The organism is Paenibacillus melissococcoides (assembly GCA_944800085.1).
In the GTDB taxonomy this organism is placed as follows: Bacteria; Bacillota; Bacilli; order Paenibacillales; family Paenibacillaceae; genus Paenibacillus_B; species Paenibacillus_B melissococcoides.
On the sequence record CALYLO010000005.1, the window covers coordinates 404,696 to 426,275 of the forward strand.

Annotated in this window: 21 protein-coding genes and 1 riboswitch; of the genes, 4 read left to right on the plus strand and 17 right to left on the minus strand. The window is 52.8% G+C overall.

Features of this window, described 5'->3' with window-relative positions; genetic code table 11:
- Nucleotides 1-72: 72 nt before the first annotated feature.
- A complete protein-coding gene (gene gnd / locus OCY70_RS19750) occupies nucleotides 73-972 on the minus strand; it encodes a phosphogluconate dehydrogenase (NAD(+)-dependent, decarboxylating) (protein ID WP_213426352.1) in 900 nt (299 codons plus the stop codon).
- Between the two features lie 405 nt (nucleotides 973-1,377).
- Here gnd and OCY70_RS19755 point away from each other — a divergent pair, with 405 nt between their 5' ends.
- Both OCY70_RS19755 and OCY70_RS19760 read left to right on the plus strand, forming a co-directional pair.
- Nucleotides 1,378-1,698, plus strand: coding sequence for a PadR family transcriptional regulator (locus tag OCY70_RS19755; RefSeq protein ID WP_213426400.1), 321 nt, complete (start codon nucleotides 1,378-1,380; stop codon nucleotides 1,696-1,698).
- A 19-nt stretch (nucleotides 1,699-1,717) separates the two neighbouring features.
- Nucleotides 1,718-2,437 (plus strand): pentapeptide repeat-containing protein, encoded by a 720-nt coding sequence (locus tag OCY70_RS19760; protein ID WP_213426351.1) that lies wholly within the window; start codon nucleotides 1,718-1,720, stop codon nucleotides 2,435-2,437.
- 475 nt (nucleotides 2,438-2,912) lie between these two features.
- On the opposite strand, the gene OCY70_RS19765 is transcribed toward OCY70_RS19760, so the two are convergent.
- Together OCY70_RS19765 and OCY70_RS19770 are read right to left on the minus strand one after the other, a co-directional pair.
- Complete coding sequence (locus OCY70_RS19765; protein ID WP_213426350.1) at nucleotides 2,913-4,079, minus strand: MalY/PatB family protein; 1,167 nt, start codon at nucleotides 4,077-4,079, stop codon at nucleotides 2,913-2,915.
- 69 nt (nucleotides 4,080-4,148) lie between these two features.
- Nucleotides 4,149-5,513 carry an MATE family efflux transporter gene (locus OCY70_RS19770; protein WP_213426349.1) on the minus strand — a complete coding sequence of 455 codons (1,365 nt, stop codon included), beginning with the start codon at nucleotides 5,511-5,513 and terminating at the stop codon, nucleotides 4,149-4,151.
- Between the two features lie 194 nt (nucleotides 5,514-5,707).
- Between OCY70_RS19770 and xerS the strand changes: the two genes are divergently transcribed.
- Entirely contained in the window at nucleotides 5,708-6,790 is a 1,083-nt protein-coding gene (gene xerS, locus OCY70_RS19775; RefSeq protein WP_213426399.1) for a tyrosine recombinase XerS, read from the plus strand.
- 101 nt (nucleotides 6,791-6,891) lie between these two features.
- On the opposite strand, the gene OCY70_RS19780 is transcribed toward xerS, so the two are convergent.
- The 7 genes from OCY70_RS19780 to OCY70_RS19810 all read right to left on the minus strand — a co-directional run bounded on the left by OCY70_RS19780 (nucleotide 6,892) and on the right by OCY70_RS19810 (nucleotide 11,574).
- On the minus strand, nucleotides 6,892-7,641 hold the full coding sequence (locus OCY70_RS19780) for a DUF4247 domain-containing protein (protein WP_213426348.1): 750 nt from the start codon (nucleotides 7,639-7,641) through the stop codon (nucleotides 6,892-6,894).
- Between the two features lie 11 nt (nucleotides 7,642-7,652).
- A complete protein-coding gene (locus OCY70_RS19785) occupies nucleotides 7,653-8,159 on the minus strand; it encodes a DUF4178 domain-containing protein (RefSeq protein ID WP_213426347.1) in 507 nt (168 codons plus the stop codon).
- Between the two features lie 31 nt (nucleotides 8,160-8,190).
- Nucleotides 8,191-8,595 carry a DUF350 domain-containing protein gene (locus OCY70_RS19790; protein WP_213426346.1) on the minus strand — a complete coding sequence of 135 codons (405 nt, stop codon included), beginning with the start codon at nucleotides 8,593-8,595 and terminating at the stop codon, nucleotides 8,191-8,193.
- 90 nt (nucleotides 8,596-8,685) lie between these two features.
- Nucleotides 8,686-9,360, minus strand: a complete 675-nt coding sequence (locus OCY70_RS19795) for a PspA/IM30 family protein (RefSeq protein ID WP_213426345.1) — start codon at nucleotides 9,358-9,360, stop codon at nucleotides 8,686-8,688.
- Between the two features lie 240 nt (nucleotides 9,361-9,600).
- Entirely contained in the window at nucleotides 9,601-9,960 is a 360-nt protein-coding gene (gene lpdD / locus OCY70_RS19800; protein ID WP_213426344.1) for a prenylated flavin chaperone LpdD, read from the minus strand.
- A complete protein-coding gene (locus tag OCY70_RS19805) occupies nucleotides 9,957-10,892 on the minus strand; it encodes a dihydroorotate dehydrogenase (RefSeq protein ID WP_213426343.1) in 936 nt (311 codons plus the stop codon). The genes lpdD and OCY70_RS19805 overlap by 4 nt, the downstream gene beginning before the upstream one ends.
- A complete protein-coding gene (locus OCY70_RS19810; RefSeq protein ID WP_213426342.1) occupies nucleotides 10,873-11,574 on the minus strand; it encodes a dihydroorotate dehydrogenase electron transfer subunit in 702 nt (233 codons plus the stop codon). The genes OCY70_RS19805 and OCY70_RS19810 overlap by 20 nt, the downstream gene beginning before the upstream one ends.
- A 145-nt stretch (nucleotides 11,575-11,719) precedes the next feature.
- Here OCY70_RS19810 and OCY70_RS19815 point away from each other — a divergent pair, with 145 nt between their 5' ends.
- On the plus strand, nucleotides 11,720-12,829 hold the full coding sequence (locus OCY70_RS19815; protein WP_213426341.1) for a polysaccharide deacetylase family protein: 1,110 nt from the start codon (nucleotides 11,720-11,722) through the stop codon (nucleotides 12,827-12,829).
- Nucleotides 12,830-12,897: 68 nt separating this feature from the next.
- Here the strand turns inward: OCY70_RS19815 and OCY70_RS19820 are convergent, their stop codons facing one another.
- From OCY70_RS19820 to OCY70_RS19850, 7 genes are all read right to left on the minus strand, one after another.
- Nucleotides 12,898-13,668 carry a 3D domain-containing protein gene (locus OCY70_RS19820; RefSeq protein WP_261945115.1) on the minus strand — a complete coding sequence of 257 codons (771 nt, stop codon included), beginning with the start codon at nucleotides 13,666-13,668 and terminating at the stop codon, nucleotides 12,898-12,900.
- 8 nt (nucleotides 13,669-13,676) lie between these two features.
- A riboswitch (cyclic di-AMP (ydaO/yuaA leader) is annotated at nucleotides 13,677-13,840 on the minus strand.
- Between the two features lie 742 nt (nucleotides 13,841-14,582).
- Entirely contained in the window at nucleotides 14,583-15,305 is a 723-nt protein-coding gene (locus tag OCY70_RS19825) for an amino acid ABC transporter ATP-binding protein (RefSeq protein WP_213426339.1), read from the minus strand.
- Nucleotides 15,289-15,954 carry an amino acid ABC transporter permease gene (locus tag OCY70_RS19830; protein ID WP_213426338.1) on the minus strand — a complete coding sequence of 222 codons (666 nt, stop codon included), beginning with the start codon at nucleotides 15,952-15,954 and terminating at the stop codon, nucleotides 15,289-15,291. Before OCY70_RS19830 ends, OCY70_RS19825 begins: the two co-directional genes overlap by 17 nt.
- 92 nt (nucleotides 15,955-16,046) lie before the next feature.
- The gene (locus OCY70_RS19835; RefSeq protein ID WP_213426398.1) at nucleotides 16,047-16,826 is read right to left on the minus strand and encodes a transporter substrate-binding domain-containing protein; all 780 of its coding nucleotides are present in this window, start codon (nucleotides 16,824-16,826) and stop codon (nucleotides 16,047-16,049) included.
- A 518-nt stretch (nucleotides 16,827-17,344) separates the two neighbouring features.
- Complete coding sequence (locus OCY70_RS19840) at nucleotides 17,345-19,201, minus strand: ATP-binding protein (protein ID WP_213426337.1); 1,857 nt, start codon at nucleotides 19,199-19,201, stop codon at nucleotides 17,345-17,347.
- A 250-nt stretch (nucleotides 19,202-19,451) separates the two neighbouring features.
- Nucleotides 19,452-20,846 (minus strand): sensor histidine kinase, encoded by a 1,395-nt coding sequence (locus tag OCY70_RS19845; protein ID WP_249724478.1) that lies wholly within the window; start codon nucleotides 20,844-20,846, stop codon nucleotides 19,452-19,454.
- A gap of 26 nt (nucleotides 20,847-20,872) precedes the next feature.
- Nucleotides 20,873-21,574: a response regulator transcription factor gene (locus tag OCY70_RS19850; RefSeq protein WP_213426335.1), complete on the minus strand. Its 702-nt coding sequence runs from the start codon at nucleotides 21,572-21,574 to the stop codon at nucleotides 20,873-20,875.
- Between the last annotated feature and the right edge of the window lie 6 nt (nucleotides 21,575-21,580).

Below are 21,580 nucleotides of genomic sequence, written 5' to 3' on the forward strand. Positions count from 1 at the left end.
AAACAGATCTTCTCAAATTCTATCATACATTCACCGGAATATTCCATTAGGTTGATGCTCGCGCAGGCTTGTTCAGCCGTTTTTCTCCACCTGATGCCCGCCGAATTCATTCCGCAGCGCCGCGACTACCTTGCCGTGGAACGTATCCGACTCCAGCGAACGGTATCTCATGAAGAGTGACATCGCGATGACCGGAGCGCTTGCCTGCAGATCCAATGCCGTCTCGACCGTCCATTTGCCTTCGCCCGAGCTCTGCATCACGCCGCGGATACCTTCAAGGCGGGGATCCTTGGAAAATGCGTTCTGCGTCAAGTCCATCAGCCAACTGCGGATGACCGATCCGTTCGACCATACGCGGGCTACCGATTCATAGTCGAATTCATAATCGCTCTTATCCAACAGCTCGAATCCTTCGGCAATCGATTGCATCATTCCGTACTCAATCCCGTTGTGGACCATTTTCAGAAAATGACCGCTGCCGCTCTTGCCCGCATACAGATAGCCTTGTTCGACCGCGATATCCCGGAATAGCGGCTCCAGCAGCTTGAATACCTCTTCCTTGCCGCCAATCATGAAGCATCCGCCCTGGGCAGCGCCTTCCGTGCCTCCCGATGTTCCTACATCCATATAATGAATGCCATGCTGCTCCAGCTTCTCGCCGCGAGCGACCGACTGCTTATAATGCGAATTGCCTCCGTCAATTACGATGTCCCCCTCCGTCAGCAGCGGAATCAGCGTCGCGATGACATTATCCACAATTCCGCCGGCCGGGACCATCATCCACACGATCTTCGGCGAAGGCAGCTTGGATACAAGCTCTTCGATCGAGTCCGCCGCAATCGCTCCCAATTCCGCCGCCTTCTGCCGCGGCTCTGGATTCACGTCATATGCCGCAACCTGGTGGCCATGCCGAAGCATGTTGCTTACCAGATTGAATCCCATCTTGCCGAGTCCTATCATGCCTATATTCATGCTGTCTCTTCACTCCTTGAATTACACTACAAGTATACTTGTATACAACTTTTCGCAGTTCCTATCTTACCTTCTTCTCAGGAATCTGTAAAGAAGAATTTTGTAAGCGATTTCGATGTACATACTTTGGCCGAATCGGCGACCGAGTATACCCCTGCAATCTTCCGATCCCCTCCTTCACCTTTTTCACTTATCCCGCACCGTTTGTGCCCGAAATTTTCAAGCTACGTAATTTTGTCCTCTTGTCATCATTCTCCGCATCCTCGCAATTTCTGCAAGAGATCACCTTCAGAGGTTCCAATTTCAATCCGGCATTGAATTGCAATTACTTCTGTCACCACATTACCTTTACTGTCATAGTAATGTATTGTATGTTATATCTCAGGAGGCGATCCTTTGGTGAACATGCATATTTCATCCGACTTGCTTCGAGGACACACGGATACCATTATTTTGAAGCTATTGTTGAGCGGGGACAAGTACGGGTATGAGATTACGAAGCTGGTGCATGCCGGTTCCGGCGGTCAATACGAGCTCAAGGAAGCAACGATGTATTCCAGCCTCAAGCGTCTGGAAAAGGAAGGAAACATTACATCCTACTGGGGAGACGAATCCCAAGGCGGGCGAAGAAAGTATTACCGCATTACGGAAAAAGGCAAGCTGACACATGCCACCAATAAGCAAAACTGGGAGCATGCCAAGCAAATTCTCGATATGTTAATTTAAGAAAGGCAGGGTATTGCATATGACAAATGGAAAATTGGCGCAATATTTGGACCGTGTATTTCTCCCCTATAAGGATGTAGAGCAAGTGAACGAGTTGAAGGAGGAGCTGCTTCGCGATCTGGAGGATAGACTGGCGGATATGCGGCAGGAGGGAATCGGTGAGGAAGAAGCGTTCCAGATGACGATCGGTTCCATCGGAGATATTTCGGAGCTGATAGACAGCATTCACGATCGGGATGCGATGGCTCAGCTTCAGTCCAAGATGAATCTGTCGATGAGCGAGCTGCGCCACTCCGATTTCCGGGGGATACGTATGCATGACGGCCAATTCAATTACAGCAACCTTCACGGCTCGGATTTCAGCGAGTCGGATCTGACGAAGAGCTCTTTCAAGTGCAGCAACCTGCAGAACGCTATCTTTCACGATGCGAATCTGACCCGCGCGCAATTCCATAAATCGAACTTGGTCGGCGCACAGTTCAAGGATTGCATATTCAACGACACGAGCTTCAAATCTTCCGATTTATCCGGCATATGCTTTGATAACCAGCGATTTGAGGGGACTGTGTTCGACTATGCCGGGTTGAGGAAGACTTCGTTCCGGAATGCCGTTTTTCGAAACGTCTCATTCAAAACGGATGTAAAAAAAGCGATATTCGACGGCGCCGCTATGGATAAAGTAACGTATGCTCTGCTGAAAGGCTATAAAGCAGACCTGTCCAATGTCACCGTCATGTAGAGAACAGCCGGCATAACACAAGGGGGTGTCCCAAAAGTAGTATTTCACTACAGTGAGACAGCCCCCCCTGATTCTCAAAGCTCGACTCGCCGAAAAACTGTAAAAATACACTTTTCCTTTATGACGTGTACTCCGTTACAGGGAATCCTGCAAAACGGCATCAATTTCTGACTATCCAATCGGTAAAATACAAAAATCGATGAACATAATGTAATTTTGCAGGAATTTCATCAAATCGCGGCTGAAAGAGCAGTAATTGATGCATCCACGCAGCATTTCACTGCTTCATCCATCTTCCACCGGTTTGCGCGCCGCCGTTTTTCCCGCATCCAGATTCTCTGTTAACTCGTCATCTCCATCATTTTGCAGTGCCTGTGAGACACCCCCTTATTCCTTGTTCCGTTCCCGGCAATTCGCGGTCCCGGGTATGGGCCGGCCAGGGGGCCGAACGATGGCCCCTGTCCGTGCGGGTTAGCTACAGACGCTGCGCCGCTCGTGCCAGACGCTCCATCGCTTCCTCGATGAGGGCCCGGCGCGAGGTCATATTGAGCCGCAAAAATCCGCTGCCTTCCTTCCCGTAGGCATAGCCTTCACTTAACCATACTTTCGCTTCATTCAGCGCCCAATCATTCAGTTCCGTGTCCGTCAAGCCGAAGCTGCGCCAATCGAGCCATTTCAAATACGTTCCTTCCTGGGCGAACGTCTTCACCTGCGGAATGCGCTCTGCGATAAACTGCTCAATATACTGGCTGTTCCCTTCAATATATTTCAGAGCTTGGTCGAACCATGCCTCTCCCTTCGTATATGCGGCAATCGTCGCCTCAATAGCGCCCAGATCGAGCTCGGCGACTCCGGCGCTTTCCACCGCCTTCTGGTATTTCTGGCGCAGCCTTTCTTCTTCAATGAAAATATTTCCCACTTTGAAGCTTGCGATGCTGAACGTCTTGGTCGGAGATGTCGCCGTAATCGTCCGCGCCACCACATCCGGGGACAGTGTCGCAATCGGAATATATTGATGCTCCCCATAAGTGAAGTCATGATGGATATCATCCGAGAAAATAATAACGTCATGCTCCAGGCACAGATCAGCCAATCTCTGCAGCTCGTCCCGCTTCCATACCCGCCCTACCGGGTTGTGCGGGTTGCAGAGGAAGAACAGCTTCAGGGCCGGGTCCTTCACTTTCTGTTCGAAATCCTCGAAATCGATCTCATATCGGCCGTCAACCAGCTTGAGCGGGTTCGTAACAAGCGTCGCCCCGTTGGATTGAACCATTTTGGCGAATTGAGGATAGACCGGCGTCTGGATCATCACCTTGTCCCCGGGCGCCGTCACGGCCCGAACGGCGAACGCCATAGCCGGCACCACGCCCGGCGTCAGCACGAACCATTCCTTGGCCACATTCCACTGATGCCGGCGCTTCATCCAGTCGATGACGGCCGAATAATACCGGTCCCTACATAAGGTATATCCATAGCTCGGAATGCTCATCCGGGCGACAAGCGCCTCCTGGATCGCCGGCGCGGCCGGGAAATCCATATCCGCCACCCACAGCGGGATGCACCCTTCCTTTGATTGGCTGGAAGGGACTGCTTTGAGGGCGTCCAATGCCGCCCGATCGATTGTTTTCTCGAAATCGTACATGACTTCATCCTCCTCATTGTTATAAAAACATAACAAGCCATTGGCTAATGCCAAAGTACAATGCCTCTGCTAAGCTGCCGCTGCTCCAGCCTTCGCGTACCGGCGTTCCATAATCGCGAGCCGCGTGAACAGGCAGATTGCGCCGGCGGCCAGACCGCTAATTAGCCCGATCCAATACCCGTATGCGGCAAGCGAGGTGAACTTGGCCAGCACAAATCCGACCGGAAGCCCGATAATCCAGTAGGACATCAAGGCGATCAAAAATACCGCGTTCACATCCTTATACCCCCGCAGCACACCTTGGACCGGAGCCGCCACCGCATCGGACAGTTGAAAAAATATCGCATAAATGAGGAATGACTCGGTTAGCAGCCGCACATCCGGTTCCTCGGAGTACATGCCGGCGACCTTATGGTTGAACAGGAACAGCAGCACGGCGAACAAGGAAGCCAAGGTCACGGCAGAGAAAATGCCGATGCGGGTATACTGCTTCGCATCCGTGAACCGCTTCGCGCCTGCTTCGAAGCCGACAACGATCGTCAAGGCCATCGCGATGCTCATCGGCAGCATATAGAGCAGCGACGAGAAATTCAATGCCGCCTGATGCGCCGCGATCGTATTCGTGTCATACTCGCTCATGAACAGCGTTACGCCCGCGAAAATGCTGACCTCGAAAAAGATGGACAGCCCGATCGGCGTTCCGATGCGAAGAATCTCTTTCCAGCGGGAGAAGGAAATTCCCCCCCATTGCCTCAGCATGCCCATCGACTGCATCATCGCATTGCCGCGCAGGAACAGAAAAGCGACAATGGCAATAATGAGATATGTAATTGCTGTCGCGATCCCGGCGCCAACACCCCCCATTTCCGGAAATCCGAATTTCCCGAAAATAAAGAAATAGTTGAGAGTGACATTGACGGGGAAGGACAGCAGCGTAATGAACATGGTAACCCGGGTCTCCCCCAGTCCGTCAATGCTTGCCCGGAAGACGGTATAGAGAAATGCCGGAATGACGCCGAAGCCAAGTGCGATAAGATAATCCTTCGCGACCCGATGAACTTCCGTCTCCAATCTCATGGCCGAAAGAATCGGCTCCAGAACGAACGAGCCAACCAGAAGGACGACGGCGCCGACGATAACGGACAGATACGCTGCCTGGGTTACGCTCGGCGACACTTCCCCCTTCCGGCCCGCCCCCATATGATGAGCGATGATCGGGGTGACGGCAAGGAAGATGCCGCTTATGCCGGTATAGACGGGAGCCCAGATGCTGCCGCCAATCGCGACGCCGGCAAGATGGGTTGCGCTGTAGTTGCCGGACATGACCGTATCGAAAAAGGACATCAGCTGCATGGCAACCTGCGTAACGAAAATCGGTAATAAAATATGCAGCAGTTGAACGATTTTTTGTTGCAGCGTAAACGTTTGTTTCATGATGTTGCCTGCTCCTTATCTTTCATAATGTGTCAGCTCGCATAAGGCCGATATCGGCCGCACTGCCCCGGCGACAAGGAGATGATTGCATGCGCGTAGAACACCTCACCCATTGTAACATCAAACGGAATCTTTTGCTTGGGAACGCAGGTTCGGTTACAATATAGATCAAGGAAAGGAGTGCTCGACCGATGATGACGATTCAGAAAGCGAAGGATCGGGCGGCGCTGAATGCCAAGTTGCCTGGCTTGCCATGGTATATTCAGCAATTTATTGAATATAAGCTGCCGGATCTGTCCCCTTCATCGCTGCTGGAATATGTGCGGGATTACGAGATTTTTTTGGGATGGCTCGTGGCGGAGCGCCTCACCGAAGCGGAGCAGACGCGGGATGTGACGCTTGCCGATCTGGAGCAGCTTCGGATGGAGCATATTACGTCCTTCCGCATCTATTTGACGACATACAAAGAAGCGTCCAATTCGAGAGTGACGGTATCCCGCAAGCTGTCCTCGCTTCGCTCGCTGTTCCATTATTTAAGCCAGATTGCGGAGGACGAGCAATTTTATCCGTTGTTGAAGCGGAACGTCATGGCGAAGATCGAGATCAAGCGCGTACATAAGCCGAAGGACACGGCAGCGAAGCTGAAGGGCAAGCTGCTGGAAGAGCAGGAACTGGACGAATTCGTCGACTATGTCCGCAACGGATATGCTCATGACGTCGCCGACAATAAGCAGGCATCCCATGCCCATGCTCTCAATGCGGTTCGCGATGCCGCCATCGTCAGTCTGATCCTGAACTCCGGGCTGCGGGTAAGCGAAGTCGTCAACTTGAATCTGGACGATGTCGATATGAACCGGAAGCTGGTCAATGTCTACCGCAAAGGCCATAATGACGACACCTTCAAGACGCCGGTCTATTTCCGCGACAGCGCCAAGCAGCATCTGCAGGATTATATTGACCTCAGATCCGAACGCTATGCGGCCCCGAAGAAGGAACGCGCCTTCTTCCTCGCCATCAAGAACGGGGAGAAGGAAGGCAAGCGGATGACGAAGCGGGCCATGCAGCAGATGATTCTCAAATACGCGAAGCGGTTCGGCAAGCCGGCTCTGACCGTACATAAGCTGCGACATTCCTTCGCGACGGACTATTATTTGCATAATGATATTTACAAGACGAAGGAGCAGCTCGGCCATGCTTCGACGGAGACGACGGAGATCTACGCCCATCTGACGGACAAGACGATGTCCGAAGCGATCGAACGACGGGGAGAGGATTAGGCGGACGACTCTGGCGCGAGCTTGGGTCTGCCGTACAACTCCCCCTCTCCCGCATGCAAACGCCGCCCTTCCCGTGAAGACAACGGGAGGGGCGGCGCTGCTTATCTTCGCCGGAAGATGCTGCCCGAGCGGCTTCGCGTCTTCGGCGGTTTGTACTTCTTCACCCTCGGCGGGGTGTACTTGGACGAATTGTCGTACTCGTTTTTATTTCTTGTGATCGAGCCCCGCGTATTGCTCTCCGACGGCGTGCGCTTGAAGATGCTCCCCCCGCTGCCGACCGTCGAGTCGTTGCTGTTCGTGCCTCTGCGGAAAATCGAGCCCTTCCGCTCGACGGTAAGTGGAGGAATCTTCTTCTTCTCCTCGGTCGTCGGCGCCCGGTACGGCTTCGCTGGCTTATAATCACCCCGATCCGTATACCCCCGGTAGCCCCCCGCTCCCCGGAGCGAGTCGAACAGCGTATCCAGCAGCCGATATTGGATATACATCTCCAGGAAGCTGCGATCATAATTGTTCTTCACATATTCTTTGGAATCGACTTCGATCAGGCTGTCTTCCGGTTTCTCCGGGTCCTGCTGAATCTGAATCAGCTGATCGCGGTAGACCAGGAACATTCGCTCGGTGCTCGTTTCCGATATTTGCTCCGGCCTGCGTTGTTCCGCAATCGCCTCGGCCGCCTCCGGCACCGGCGTATTCTCCGCGCGATAGATATAGGAGGTGCTGCTTCCGTCCCTTGCCACCGAATCCAGCGGATACGATGCGGACAGATCAATCTGTCCGCAGGCCGCCAACAGCGGGAAGAGAAGGCTGGCGATAATGATCCATTTGACGGCGTTCCAACCCCGTGTATTCATGGCGGAGCTCCTCATGATCGGCGGATGATGCGCACATCCGCCGCGATGACCGCTTCGCCCTCATACAATTGGAAGCGGCCGTCCTGCCATTCGATGCGGAGCAGCTTCCGGTCGTCCGACTGGTATTGCCATACATATTGCTCTCCGGCTCCGCCGAACGGCGTCTGCCCCGTGCAGATCACTCTGCCGTCATATTGATCCTCCAGATAGAACCATCTTCCGTCCAGCTCGATCTCGGTCGGAACCTCCTCCACCGAATCAAGCCGTCCGTCAATCACTTGATATAAGCTGTAATAAGTCTGTTCCCGCTGCTCCACATGCAAGTAGCGGAGATTCGCCCCGTCACGCAGGGTAACCCAGGAGCCCGGGCGAACCCGCCAATCGGTCCGGCCGACGACTTCATAGCTGATTAGCGATACTTCGCAAATATCTCCCGGCTCCAGCATCGACGGCTTTTTTTCCGGCTTAGGCGCCTCGGGCTTGGCCACTATGTTTTTGATCCGTTTCCACAAGCTCATCCGTATCTCTCCTTCCGTTCCCGTCTGTCCGTTACAGACAAGCGGCGATGATGAGCGCGCCTACGATATGCATCGAACCGGCCACCAAGGCGTACGACATGCGCCCCTCCTTCGTGCCTTCCTCCAGGTTCATGGCGAACACGCTCCGGAACAGCAGACGGAGGATGAACTCCAGAATGAGAAGGATGACGAAGGAGACGGCCGACATGAACAGCGCCTCGCCCAGACTATAGGCAACCTTAATCGAGCTCGACAGGATGAATCCTTGCGAGAACAGCTTCATCACGAAGCGGGTTGTCACGGCGACGTTCCCGTCCCGCATCTCCTGAATATCATTGTAACCCGTGAACAGCGAATCCACGAACATGAGCAAGAACAGGAGCAAGGCCCCTGTTGCCGTCCATACCGCGATCCCGGCAATATTGTCGAGAATCATGTTTATCCTGCACTCCCCTTACCGTTCGATGAGTTCTCCGTACCTATTGGTCAAGAAGGACGCTTGCCCTTGCGGCAAGCGTCCTTAATCTTACTCTGCGGATTTATCGTATTTTTTCATGATGGCCGCGAGTTCGTCCTCGACATCCTTGTTCTTGCCCAGCTTGGCAAATTCATCGTCAAGCGATTTGGAAGAACCGTTCATCTCGTTCGAAGCCTCTGCTTGGGCTTCCATCGCCAGCATTTTGTCTTCCATCCGCTTCAACCCGGACATGGCCGTATCGGAGCTGAATCCGGCCATCGCCTTGTTGATTTCCGTCTGGGCCTTCGCCGCGTTATAGCGTGCAACCAGCGTCTCGCGCTTGTTCTTCATGTCGGAATACTGCTTCCGCATCTCGTCCAGCTTCGCGCGAAGATTGTCGGCGGCAGCCTTGTTCTGATCGTAGCTCGCCTTATATTCGTTCATCTTTTCCTCGGCCGCTTTTTTCTCTTCCAGCGCCCGGCGGGCAAGGTCCAGATTATCGGCCTGAACGGCGATATGCGCCTGCTCCTCGCGCTTCTTCACCAATGCGGCTTGCTCTTCGTACGATTGCTTGAAGCGCTTCTCGATCGCGATCTGCTGAGCTACCGCACGTTCCGCCTCCTCCAGATCCTCTTGCATGTCGCGCAAGTATTGATCGGTCATCTTGATCGGATCTTCGGCTTTCTCAATCAGCGCATAAATGTTGGACATGGTAACATCACGCAAGCGTTTGAATAATGACATGGACAGTTCCTCCCTATGCAGTCTTATCCTCAGTATATCCTGGAAACCTTGGATTCCTGGGCATGTTGTTAATCCGTCTTAATACCCATACATACGAATGGAATCCGACGTTGTTTCACTTTTTTTGCTCTTCCTATTTTATCATGCTTTTATTACGCGGAGAAGGAGAAGGATAGCTGCCATAGCGGGTATGTATCTAAAAAAATACCGGGGCCGCCAAAGCGGCTCCGGCATGATGAATCAGACTTCCCGGCGAACCCGGTCCAATTCGGTTGTGAATCTCAGCCACGCCTGCTCCACGACCAACGCGATATGCTCCTTCCGCAATTGGTCGTAATGAATGCCGGCGGCGACGGTTACGGTGGTCCCTAGCGCTTCCGAGGCGCGAAGGGCCATGGCGGCGGCAAGCTCGTCCTCCCGATGTCCGGGAACGGCATGCGTGGTGACCTTCCACTGCCCCGCTTCCTTCCACGAGGTCGATACGGCGCCGATATGAGCGTCTCCCCCGCTCAGCAGGAACAGCCAATCCCGGCCTTGCCGAATCGCCTCGACCCGGATATCTTCTCCAGGGGGAGCCGCATCATTATAGGCCCCGGTCATGAAATAATTCCCCGGATTTCATCCAAACTGTGAATATTCTCTTTTTCCATGAACTCCGTCAGACCGTTCAGCAGATCTTCGCCTGCCCGCAGATTCATGAAGTTGTACGTTCCGATCTGCACCACTTCGGCTCCCGCCATAATAAATTCGATGATATCTTCCGAGGAGGAAATGCCGCCCATCCCCATAACGGGAATCGTGACCGCCTGCGCGACTTGGTGAACCATGCGCAACGCGATCGGCTTGATCGCCGGGCCGGACAGCCCCGCATACGTGTTCTGGAACACGCTGCGCCGCTGGTAGATGTCAATTTTCATTCCGGAAAAGGTATTGACGAGGGACACGCATTCCGCTCCCTCTTCCTCGCACATGACCGCCATATCGACGACATTCTCCGCATTCGGCGACAGCTTTACCGCCAACGGGAGCGAAGTGACCTGGCGAACCTCGCGAATCACTTCCCTGGCGACCTCGGTCCGAATTCCAAAGGCCATGCCGCCCTCCTTCACATTGGGGCATGATATATTCAATTCGATCATATCGACCGCGGGCCGGCTCAATTTGCGGCGCTCCTCGGCATCCTTCGTAATCTTCAACGCGCCAAGCACATAATCCTCGATCGTGCTTCCGCCAAGATTCGCGATTTTGACCGGTTCTATCTTCTCCCAGAACTTCATCTCTTCCTGAAGAAACGCATCGACGCCCGGATTTTCCAAGCCTACACTATTCAGTATGCCGCTCGCGGTCTCCCATATGCGCGTTCCCTCGTTCCCCGGACGCGGTTGCAAGGTCAGTCCTTTGGAGGCGATGCCGCCAAGCTGATTGATATCATAGTATCGGGCATATTCCTGCCCGAAGCCGAATGTGCCGGAAGCCATGACAAGCGGGTTTTTGAATTCGATCCCCGCCACTTTACACGCTAAGCTTCTCATTCCACGCCACCTCCTGTGCCTGAAATACCGGTCCGTCTGAGCAGACCTTGCGGTTGCCGCTTGCCGTACGCACGGAGCAGCCGTAGCAGGCTCCGATGCCGCAAGCCATTCTTTTCTCCAGAGACACGAACAGCTTCGTCTCCAACCCTTCCGCCATGCGGGCTGCCGCCTCCATCATCCCTAGCGGTCCGCATACAATAATATTGTCGTATTTCTTCATATCGACATCATGCAGCAGATCCGCATCGACTCGGACGACAAGCTCGCGCGCATAGGGAACGAACGCTTCCGTCATATAGGACGCCGCCCGGAATCCGAGATAAATATCCGGCTTGTCGAGCTGTCTCGCCGTGTAGAGCAGGGGCGCGATGCCGATGCCTCCGCCAACTAACGCGGTCTTCCCCTCCACTTCGGGAAACCCGTTGCCAAAAGGCCCCTCCAGTTGAATCGTATCGCCCGGGCGAAGACTGGCGAACCGGGCCGTTCCTTCGCCGCCGGCTTTGTACAAAAACTGGATAGAGTCCGGCTCCAAATTGTGAATACTGATCGGGCGGGACAGAACCGGATAATGGTTCCATGCCCGGAGCATATAGAATTGCCCCATCCGGCCTGCAAAAGCGCCTTCTACTGTCATGAGATAAACATCTTGAGCTATCTGATTGTTGGAAAGAATCTTATGCACGTCTCTGCTCCTTTGTTCACCTTTAGCAATTCTACTATGCCTGTAACGGCGCCATTCATCTGTGATGCAGGTCACGTTGGGCATAAATCGGCGCCAGAACGGACATAACAAGAAGACAGGTGTAATCGGGAAGGGAGGAAGATCATTGCGCACAAAACAGATATGCTGTCTGCTGGTGTGCCTGGTAGGAGTGGCCGGCTGCTTTCCGCGCTCGCATCAGGCTGCCCCGGATCCGAAGCTGAACTCGTTGGAAACGAACCAGCCATCTGCGGAGTTGGGGATGGCATCGAGACAGCCGCTCCATGAATTGGAAGGACGGCCCGAGACGGGCAAACGCACGATCTCCTTCGTCCTGCAGGACAAGCCGCGCCCGCGCCCTCATCAGCCTCTGCCTTTGCCCAAGTTCCGCTTGACGATGAAGGGCTCTGCCCGCAAGGAAGCCGCCAATGAAAAGCTCCGTTCCGACACCTTGGTACAGAAGGACGCAGAACAGAAATCCGCCATGAAGCCAAAGGAGACGCCGCTCCCGGAGCCAGCCCAATCCGCTTCGCAAAATACGAAAACCGGAATAAGCCAGCGCCATTTAAGCCTGGCCCAGCTTCGAATGAAGTACCCGCATATTTTCAAGCTTCATGGCTCCAAGCGCGGACTTCGCCGAGTTGCCCTTACCTTCGATGATGTCCCTGATAACCGGATCACTCCGCTTGTGCTGGATATTTTGCGGGAGCATAACATTCGCGCGACCTTCTTCCTCGTGGGCTCTCGGGCCAAAGCCCATCCCGAGCTGGTTCGGCGAATTGTCCGGGAAGGCCATATTATCGGCAATCATTCTTATAGCCATCCGTTAATGACGAAGCTGTCGCTGCCTGCCTTCGAGCAGCAAGTGAAGGATGCGGAACGGGTCATTGAAGAGATTATCGGTTACAAGCCAAGATTCTATCGTCCTCCCTTCGGAGAGATCAATGAAGAGCAGTTGAAATGGGCTGGGGATCACGGCTATCTGGTCGTCAATTGGGACGTCGATTCCAACGACTGGCGCGGCTTGGACGCCAAGGAAGTATATGACAACGTAATAAGCGGTGTCAGACCCGGTTCAATCGTGCTTCAACATGCGGGAGGAAGCAAGCAAAACCATTACTTGCAAGGAACGGTCAAAGCGCTTCCCTCCATTATAAAGGAATTGAAGAAGCAGCGTTACCGCTTCGTCACCGTACCGGAGCTGCTGCAGGATCGCAAGGATAAGAAAGACAATTGAAACCGCGCCGAACGCAAAAACACCCCCTGCCGCTATATGGACAGGGGGTGAACCTATGCTGATATGAATTAAGACATAATGTACACTTCGACATTTTGAATGCCGAAAGTGCTGCCGGTCTGCTTGCTAACCGGAACGAAAATATCGATCTTGTTGCCATTGATGGCGCCGCCGATATCGCGGGCTTCCGCGATGAATCCGCCTTGGGGCAGATGCTTGAACTGATAGCCGGTAATGAACAGCTTCGTTCCCAATGGAATGACCTTCGGATCAACGGCTACCGTACCCAGCTTCAATGGGTTGCCGAAGTAATCGACAGCGCCCCATTTTCCGTTTTCACTCGCATGGGCCGTATATGCAGTGGCTTTCATGTTTACTTTCTTTTTATATGTCATCTCCTTGCCGGAGACCGTAATTACGTTCTTGTTCGCCGCTGTCGCAACCTGCTTCGCTTTCACCTGGGCTTGCGGCTTCGCTGCCGGTGCCGCTGCCTTTTCGGCAGCCGCTGGCTTGTCCGCTGGTGCTTCAGCCTTATCCGCTTCCGATGCGGCCTCATCCATATCGGCTTCAATCAATGCAGGGCTCTCTTCTTCCACTGCAAGACCTTGCAAGGTCTTTTTCGGAAGCTCCAGCTTCAGCCCTCCGTAAATATTCTTCGGATCGATGTTAGGGTTCGCCTTCATCAAGACATCCAGATCAATTTGATGCTTCTTGGCAAGCGAGTAGAAGGTATCACCTTCCTGAGCGATGTAGGGTTCGGCATAAACCGGCATCATTTGAAATACAAGATTCAATCCCAGCAATGCCGCTCCAAGCTTGAGTGTCATTCTTTTCCGCATATAGTGCATGTTCCTCCTTAAGATAGCCTGCGAGGTTAGTTGTCGGATTCGGGTCAAGGAGTACCCTACATGCTGGCGATCCACCAGCTCTGATTCACCCCAAGGCGCTCATCCCGTTGCGAAATGAACACCGGTCAATCATCCCCCGTACAATGTTCGGCTCGAGTTGCATCATATCACAATTTTGTAACCTATGCGCATGCAGTTAATGGCAATCAAACAATAACATGCCTCGATAGCCTTTAAACTGGGCCAAAACGACGTATAAAAGCGCTTCATCCGGTTCAAAAGGGAACAGGTATGTAACAAAATTGTAACCAGCGATTATTACTATATCATAGATTACAAATTTGTAAACAGTTTTGGCCCTTCCTATTATTGGACATGCCCAATCAACTGGTGCTACGCCGCTTTTGAGCAATCTCCCGCTCCATCAGGGGTCTCGCCGTCTATGAGCCTCTCGCCCTGCCCGTCAGGTGTCTTGCAGCCTTTGGGTCACTCTCCCCATACGTCAGGTTTCCCTGTTATTGGGCAGCTTCAGTGCATAAGATTCCATTGTTCATGGGCCAATTCTCCTGATTTCTCCTGCTTGATGGGGATACTGCTTATAAGTGACCAAAAAGAGTCATCCGCTACCTGCTGCTCCAGTGGGATAATACTTATAAGAGCCCAGCACAGAGTCTTTCCGCTATCTGTTCTATTGGGATAATGTGCATATAAGGCAAGGGAATTACATCCGAAACAAGAAGGGGATTAGGTGCGAAGCTTCCTTTTCACATGATGAGGAAACGTTACTTTCTTCACTTTTCGGTGGCCTATACAAAAACCAGCCGGAAGTCCCGGCTGGTTGCGGCCTTGGAGCGGTCAATGGTTAGCCGTTTCCATCTACTTTTAGTTATGCCCGTTCGCGAGCATTAGAGAACCTGTCCGAGGAATTCCTGCGTACGGGGGTGCTGCGGCGCCGAGAACAACTGCTGCGGCGTTCCCTGCTCGACGATATGCCCGCCATCCATGAATACGATGCGATCTCCGACCTCGCGAGCAAATCCCATCTCATGCGTTACGATAACCATCGTCATCCCGTCTCGGGCGAGCGACTTCATGACTTCCAGCACTTCGCCGACCATCTCGGGATCCAGGGCGGATGTCGGCTCGTCGAACAGCATGACATGCGGCTCCATCGCCAATGCCCGCGCAATCGCAATGCGCTGCTTCTGTCCGCCCGACAGCTGGTCAGGGTAAGCGGATGCCTTGTCGGCCAATCCGACCTTCTTCAGGAGTTCCATCGCGGTCGCCTCCGCTTCCGCCTTGCTCTTCCCTTTCACTTTAATCGGAGCCAGCGTAATGTTGTCCATCACCGACATATGCGGGAACAGGTTGAACGATTGGAAGACCATGCCCATTTTGGTGCGCGTTGCATTAATATCATGCTTTTTATCATTAATTTTCATGCCTTCGAACAAAATATCACCCGCGGTCGGTGTCTCCAATAGATTGAGACAGCGGAGAAAGGTGCTCTTCCCCGATCCGCTCGGCCCGATAACAACGACGACTTCCCCTTGCTCGATCGTCATGTTCAAGCCATTCAAAATGTTCAGCTCTCCGTACGATTTATGCAGATCACGAATTTCGATCATTCTTCTTCAACTTCCTTTCCAGCAGGCCGATTGCCTTCGACAACGGAATCGTCAGCACGAGGTACATCATGGCTGCTCCAAGGAGCGGCCCCATAGCCGTATACGTTTTGCTGCGGATAATATCCGTCTGGAACATAATGTCCATGATTCCGATCAGGCTGACAATCGAGCTCTCCTTGATAATGGTCACGAACTCGTTCCCAATCGCCGGAATGACCGTACGGAAAGCCTGCGGCAAAATAATATAGCGCATCGTCATGCCTTTGGTCATGCCAAGCGAACGTGCCGCTTCCGCCTGCCCTCTATCCACAGCCTGGATACCTGACCGGAAAATTTCCGCCAAATAAGCCGAGCTGTTAATCGAGACGGCGATCGCGCCGGATGTGAATTTGCTGAACTCGATGCCGAACTGCGCCAGTCCGAAATGAATAATAAACAATTGCACCAGCAGCGGCGTGCCGCGAAGCAGCTCAATATAGACGACCGCGAACCAATTCAACGGCTTGAAAGGCCCAATCCTCATCAAAACAATAATAACGCCTAGCACGAAGCCGGCGAGCACCGCCACCAGCGAGAGCAGCACCGTAATCTGGGCTCCGGATAAATAATCCCATTTATATTCCCATAGCATTGAGAGCCAGTCCAACAACAGCCTCTTCCCCTTTCCAATCTCTGCCTGTCATGTGATAGAACGAAAAAGAGCGGCTTGCGCCGCCTCTTTCTCCCCGCGTGTATCGGGCATTATTGCTCTTCCGCCATCTGGGTCGCCTTCGTAATGAACTCGTCCAGCTTGCCCTCCGATTTCAGGCGGGCAATTGTCTTGTTCGCGGCTTCGACCATCTTCGGACTGCCTTTGCGGAAGCCGATGACATAGCCATCGCTCGCTGGCTGCAGGACTGCATCCGACATCTCCAGTTCAGGACGGTTCGCGGCATAGGCCTTCGCGACCGGTTTCTCGACGATGACCGCCTCGATCCGGTTCGACTCCAGCGCCAAGACAAGATCGCTTACCTTGGCCAGCAATTCAGGCTGCGCTTCCGGAATCTGTGAGATGACATTCTCAAAAGTCGAGCCTTTCTGAACCCCGATCTTCATCCCTTTCAGATCTTCCGGAGTCTTGTACTTGTCCTTGTCGGCGGCACGCACGATGACGCCTGCCTCAGCCAGGTAGTACGGATCAGAGAAATCTACCGCCTTGGCCCGCTCCGGAGTTGGATCCATACCGGAGATAACCATGTCCAGCTTGTCCGAATTCAGCGCTTCAATTAATGATTCGAACTTCATATCATCGACCTTTAGTTCAACGCCCAGATCCTTCGCAATCTCGTTCGCCAAGTCGATGTCGAATCCGACAATTTCATCCTTGCCGTTTATCGTCTTGTGGAACTCGAATGGCGGATAATCGGCGCTCACGCCGACAACGAGCGTCTTTTTGCTCATGATATTATCGTAACTATCTCCTTTGGCTCCGCAGCCAACCAGGATGGCCATTAATAGCGTACTTACCGCTAAAATCTTCATTGTTCTCACTATACTTCATCCCCACTTCTCTGATTATCCTTCCTTCCCATGATAGGAGGATTTCGGTCGCTCCCAATTATACATGATGATGTATAGATATACAATGGTTCAGAACAAAAAAGATGCTGGCATGGCCGCTTTTCCGGGGGAATTCACCAATTGAACAAATAAACGGCAGTCAATTGTCGCAAGGCAACCGCTTTATTACTAAAATGTGCACATTTTCGGTTTTTCATCCAATCGCTTGACTGAGCCGGCAATTCCATATTTTTTCTTCAATACTTCAATGAACACCCCTTTTTTTGGTACACATTCGATAGGCCAACCATCTGTTTTCTCAGATTATGAGGAGCATCATCCCTTTCCTTCGCCATTTTCGATCTATTTTTTGGAATATTCCACCTATTCCAAAGCTTATGTGTCTGAACGCCCCAATATGTATAATTATGTACATATTTACGCATAAAATGACGGGAAGCACATGTCTTTGAACACGCGCTTCCCGCCGTTCCCCTTCACTAAGCAGGATCAGGCTTCTCTGGAATAAGCGGAAAACGGATATGTATAAGTGTCTTCCCCGGAACGGATGAGATTTCCATGCTTCCCCGGTGACGATGCACGATACGATAGCAGATGGACAGCCCCAAGCCGGTTCCGCCCGCTTTCGTGGTCAGGAAAGGGGTTCCCGCCGACTGCAATATCGCGGTATCGAAGCCAAGTCCTTCATCCTCGACCTCAAGATGTATCGCATACTCATCATGCCAGGTCCGAACGGTCAGCGTCTGGTTTGCTTCCATCGCCTCCAGCCCGTTACGGATCAGATTATGCAGCAGTTGGCGAATTTCTTTTTCATCCATATCGAATTCCGGCACCGGATTCAGCTCAAGCCGGATCTCCTGACAATCCGTCGTCGCCGCCGCCTGCACGAGCGGATAAATATGAGTAATCACCTCGTTCAATGATTGCTTGCGGAATTCGACGACTTTATCCTGAGCCAATGTCAAATATTCCGTAATGATGGAGTTCGCACGCTCGATCTCTTCCATCATCGTGTCGAAATAAACATGCTCCTTGGCATGCTCCGGTTTGCTGCGGAGCAGCTGCAGAAATCCTTTGACCGTCGTCAGCGGGTTGCGTATCTCATGGCTGAGGGCCGCCGCCATCTCGCCCACAACCTTCAAGGCGCCCATCCGCTTCATCTCCTGCTCGAGCTGCACTTGCTTGTGAAGCGAATCGGTCATCCGGTTCATATGCTCCGCGAGCAGCCGGAATTCATTGTGCTGATCATGCTCCACCCGCACATTATAATCCCCTCTCGCAAGCCGGGACGAGGCATCGACCAGACTGCACAAAGGCCGGTGAATGAGACGGCGAATCCACATATGTAGAAGCAGTGCGACGACAACCGCAGCCAACGTGAAGGTACAGATCGTCACCCAAGCGACGCGGTAATGAACGGAGTCGATTACCGCGGCCGGAAGCATAATCATCGCAATCCAGTCCGCTTCTTTCAAACCCACTGTAAAGACAATCATTTTCGTATCCTGATATCGGGTCATGGATGTCGTCTCTGCAGTCTGCTCGATATCTTTTTTGACCTGCTCGAAAATCGGGATCAAATCTTCATCGAAATCCCGGTACAGATTGGCGAAGATCGTATGCCGCTTATCCGGGTCATAGAGCAGATCTCCGTCTCTCGTAATGAGCAAGGTCTTGCTGCCAGGATGGAAACTGAGCCGCAAGCCGACCTGCTGCAAATCGTTGTAATGGATGTCGATGCCGGCCACGCCCAGCAGCAGCCCCTCCTCGTCGTATACGGGGGTGCTAATGGACAGCATAGGCTGATGTGTAAACGGATCGATAAAAGGGGCGGTAATATGCGTTCCCCCGCTCTTCACTGCCCCATGATAGTAATCGAAGCGCGAATTGCTCTCGTAGACGGGCGACGAGGCATCGACATGCTGTCCGCTCTTGATCTCGACAGGCCTGCCATTCTTGTCATATCCGTACCAGATGAAGTGCTTTCCCTGGTTGCGATAATTCGACTGCGCCATGAACCAGTAGCCGTTGACGAATTTGTTAGGGCTGCCCGCAAAGAGCCTCGTGGCGCTCCTGACGTCGGCCTGCACGTCATCCGACAGCCGATACAGCTCGCGAATAAACCGGGAAAACGTTTCTACCGATTTCTTATGATGAAGCAGCGCCGAATCCACTTCGTTCGCAGCCAGCTTCATCTGATTCAAATAATTCTCTGTCATATTGCGCTGAATGATCGATTGTACCGCCTGATGGGAGAAAAATGAAATGACAGCAAGTGCGGCAATAACGGTCACAATGATGCGGACCATCATCTGCCGGTGAATCGTCCGTAACATAACAGCCTCCGTTTGGCTCGGCGGCTCTCATTTCTGTCTCGCCAGAGCCCAGTCTCAAAATACTAACGGATTACAATCTTGGACAATGACATGAAGCGATGGTTTGCGACATTTCCTGCGATGAAGTTCGATCTCATTATAGTAGGTTTTGTCAAACATAGATATCATATCTTCCATTTTCCATAAAAAAAGACTTTTGTATATGTTATCTATACAAAAGTCTTATTCTTTTATACAAAAAGTCATAGGATTACTGTTTCTCTTCTTCCGGTTCGCTTACGGCCGGCTGATGAATCGGCAGCGTCACAATCACCGTCGTGCCCACATCCGGTTTGCTCTCGATACTCATGTCGCCATGATGCGCCTTCACCAGCTCGTACGTAATGGCCAAGCCCAAGCCCGTGCCGCCATGGCTCGGGTTCACCTGATAGAACTTATCCATGACTTTGGCCAAATGCTCCTTGCTGATGCCGATGCCCTGGTCCACGATGCGCACGACCACCTTGTCCTCGTCCCACGTCGAATGGACCGTAATTACCGATTCATTCGGAGAGAACTTCACCGCATTGTCGATCAGATTGAGAAAGACCTGCTTCAGCCGGTTCGCATCGCCGGAGATAGGCTGCTCCGAGCCGCGGGAACGCACTTCAATATGAATCTGCTTCTGCTCTGCCTTCATTTTGACCTGCAGCACCGTCTCCTCCAGCACGCCCGACAAGCAGACCGGCGACCAATTGAATTGCAGCTTGTTCTCCTGCAGCTTGGAGAAGTCAAGCAGCTCTTCGACCAGCCCGATAAGCCGGTCGGTCTCCTTCAGGATGACGTTCATCCCCAGCTTGCTCTCTTCTTCCTCGAACTGTCCGGAGAGAAGCGTCTCGCTCCACCCCTTAATCCCGGTAAGCGGCGTGCGCAGCTCATGCGAGATTGAGGAGACGAAGTCGTTCTTGAGCTGGTTGCTGCGGACGATCTCATGAGCCATGAAGTTGAGCGTCCGGGCCAGCTCGCCGATCTCATACTTGTACTCTTCCTTGATGCGAACATCGAAGCGTCCCTTCGCCATTTGAGCGGAAGCGCTCGTTATCTCATTAATCGGCTTCACAATGGAATTCGCCAAGCCGATGCTGATGATGAGCACGACGATGAGAACCGCGATCGAAATGACAACAGAGAGCAGCACAATGCTGTTAATGCGCGCATTGACCAAATCCAGCGAAGTGACAAGACGGACGATATAGACGATATCCCCCTTCGCATAGATCGGGGACGCAATCGACATGACCGCCTCTCCCGTCCCCGGCTGCTTGCCGATCCACTGCCCCATCGTGCCGCTCTGGGCGCTGATGACGTCGGCCGTGGCGACCGGCTTGTCCACCCGGAAGTAACTGGACGAGATCAGCACCTCGCCCTGCGGACTCAGAATCTGCACTTCCGCCGTCTTCAGATTGTACTGCTTCAGCAGGACGGGAAGCCAGCTTCGGTCTTCTGTATTGATGCCCGCGTTAGCTGGCTGATAGAACGACGACGTCACGCTCAAATGAGACGACATATGGGCAGAAATCGAATCATAATAATAGGAGCGGACAGCGATAAGAAATATCGCCTCCAAAATAAGCATCGTCAAAAAAACGACGATAAAATAGTGCATTACTACGGAACGCCGTATTCCCGGCTTTAGCATGAAGAGGAACCTTTCCATTTATATCCATGTCCCCAGACGGTTTCCAAATATTTAGGCGACGAAGGCTCATCCTCGATTTTCTGCCGCAGGCGGCGGATATTGACATCGACAATCTTCGGATCGCCCATATAATCTTTGCCCCATACATAATCAAGCAGCACATCGCGGCTCAATGTCATATCTTCCTTCTCCATAAAGAACTGCACCAGCGAGAACTCCGTCGGAGTCAGATCAATCGATTGATTATGCTTCGTAAACCGCTTCGCGATCAGATCGAGCGTAAACGGCCCCGAATGATAGACGACTTTCTGCGTAGGCTGCTGATAGGCGTTAACCCGGCGCAGGAGAGACTGAATGCGGGCCACCAGCTCCGTCGGACTGAACGGCTTGCTCACATGATCGTCGGCGCCGACCGACAACGCGTATACCTTGTCCTGCTCCTGAACCTTGGCCGTCAGGAAAATGATGCCCATCCGCTCATTGAACTGGCGGACGCGGCGGCATACCTCAAAGCCGTCAATGCCCGGAACCATCACGTCGAGCAGCGCAATATCAATCGTATTGTCGTTCACAAGAATCTGGTAGGCATCGTTGCCGTTGGCGGCCTCCACCACATCGAATCCGTTGCGCTTCAGGTTGATGACTATAAAGCTGCGAATCGATTCTTCATCTTCCAGAATGAGTATCTTCGTCATCTCTTC

Coding starts and splice junctions, on each gene's coding strand:
- gnd (WP_213426352.1), bottom strand. CDS start 972: ATGAATATAGGCATGATAGGACTCGGCAAGATGGGATTCAATCTGGTA.
- OCY70_RS19755 (WP_213426400.1), top strand. CDS start 1,378: ATGCATATTTCATCCGACTTGCTTCGAGGACACACGGATACCATTATT.
- OCY70_RS19760 (WP_213426351.1), top strand. CDS start 1,718: ATGACAAATGGAAAATTGGCGCAATATTTGGACCGTGTATTTCTCCCC.
- OCY70_RS19765 (WP_213426350.1), bottom strand. CDS start 4,079: ATGTACGATTTCGAGAAAACAATCGATCGGGCGGCATTGGACGCCCTC.
- OCY70_RS19770 (WP_213426349.1), bottom strand. CDS start 5,513: ATGAAACAAACGTTTACGCTGCAACAAAAAATCGTTCAACTGCTGCAT.
- xerS (WP_213426399.1), top strand. CDS start 5,708: ATGACGATTCAGAAAGCGAAGGATCGGGCGGCGCTGAATGCCAAGTTG.
- OCY70_RS19780 (WP_213426348.1), bottom strand. CDS start 7,641: ATGAATACACGGGGTTGGAACGCCGTCAAATGGATCATTATCGCCAGC.
- OCY70_RS19785 (WP_213426347.1), bottom strand. CDS start 8,159: ATGAGCTTGTGGAAACGGATCAAAAACATAGTGGCCAAGCCCGAGGCG.
- OCY70_RS19790 (WP_213426346.1), bottom strand. CDS start 8,595: ATGATTCTCGACAATATTGCCGGGATCGCGGTATGGACGGCAACAGGG.
- OCY70_RS19795 (WP_213426345.1), bottom strand. CDS start 9,360: ATGTCATTATTCAAACGCTTGCGTGATGTTACCATGTCCAACATTTAT.
- lpdD (WP_213426344.1), bottom strand. CDS start 9,960: ATGACCGGGGCCTATAATGATGCGGCTCCCCCTGGAGAAGATATCCGG.
- OCY70_RS19805 (WP_213426343.1), bottom strand. CDS start 10,892: ATGAGAAGCTTAGCGTGTAAAGTGGCGGGGATCGAATTCAAAAACCCG.
- OCY70_RS19820 (WP_261945115.1), bottom strand. CDS start 13,668: ATGCGGAAAAGAATGACACTCAAGCTTGGAGCGGCATTGCTGGGATTG.
- OCY70_RS19825 (WP_213426339.1), bottom strand. CDS start 15,305: ATGATCGAAATTCGTGATCTGCATAAATCGTACGGAGAGCTGAACATT.
- OCY70_RS19835 (WP_213426398.1), bottom strand. CDS start 16,826: ATGAAGATTTTAGCGGTAAGTACGCTATTAATGGCCATCCTGGTTGGC.
- OCY70_RS19840 (WP_213426337.1), bottom strand. CDS start 19,201: ATGTTACGGACGATTCACCGGCAGATGATGGTCCGCATCATTGTGACC.
- OCY70_RS19845 (WP_249724478.1), bottom strand. CDS start 20,846: ATGCACTATTTTATCGTCGTTTTTTTGACGATGCTTATTTTGGAGGCG.
- OCY70_RS19850 (WP_213426335.1), bottom strand. CDS start 21,574: ATGACGAAGATACTCATTCTGGAAGATGAAGAATCGATTCGCAGCTTT.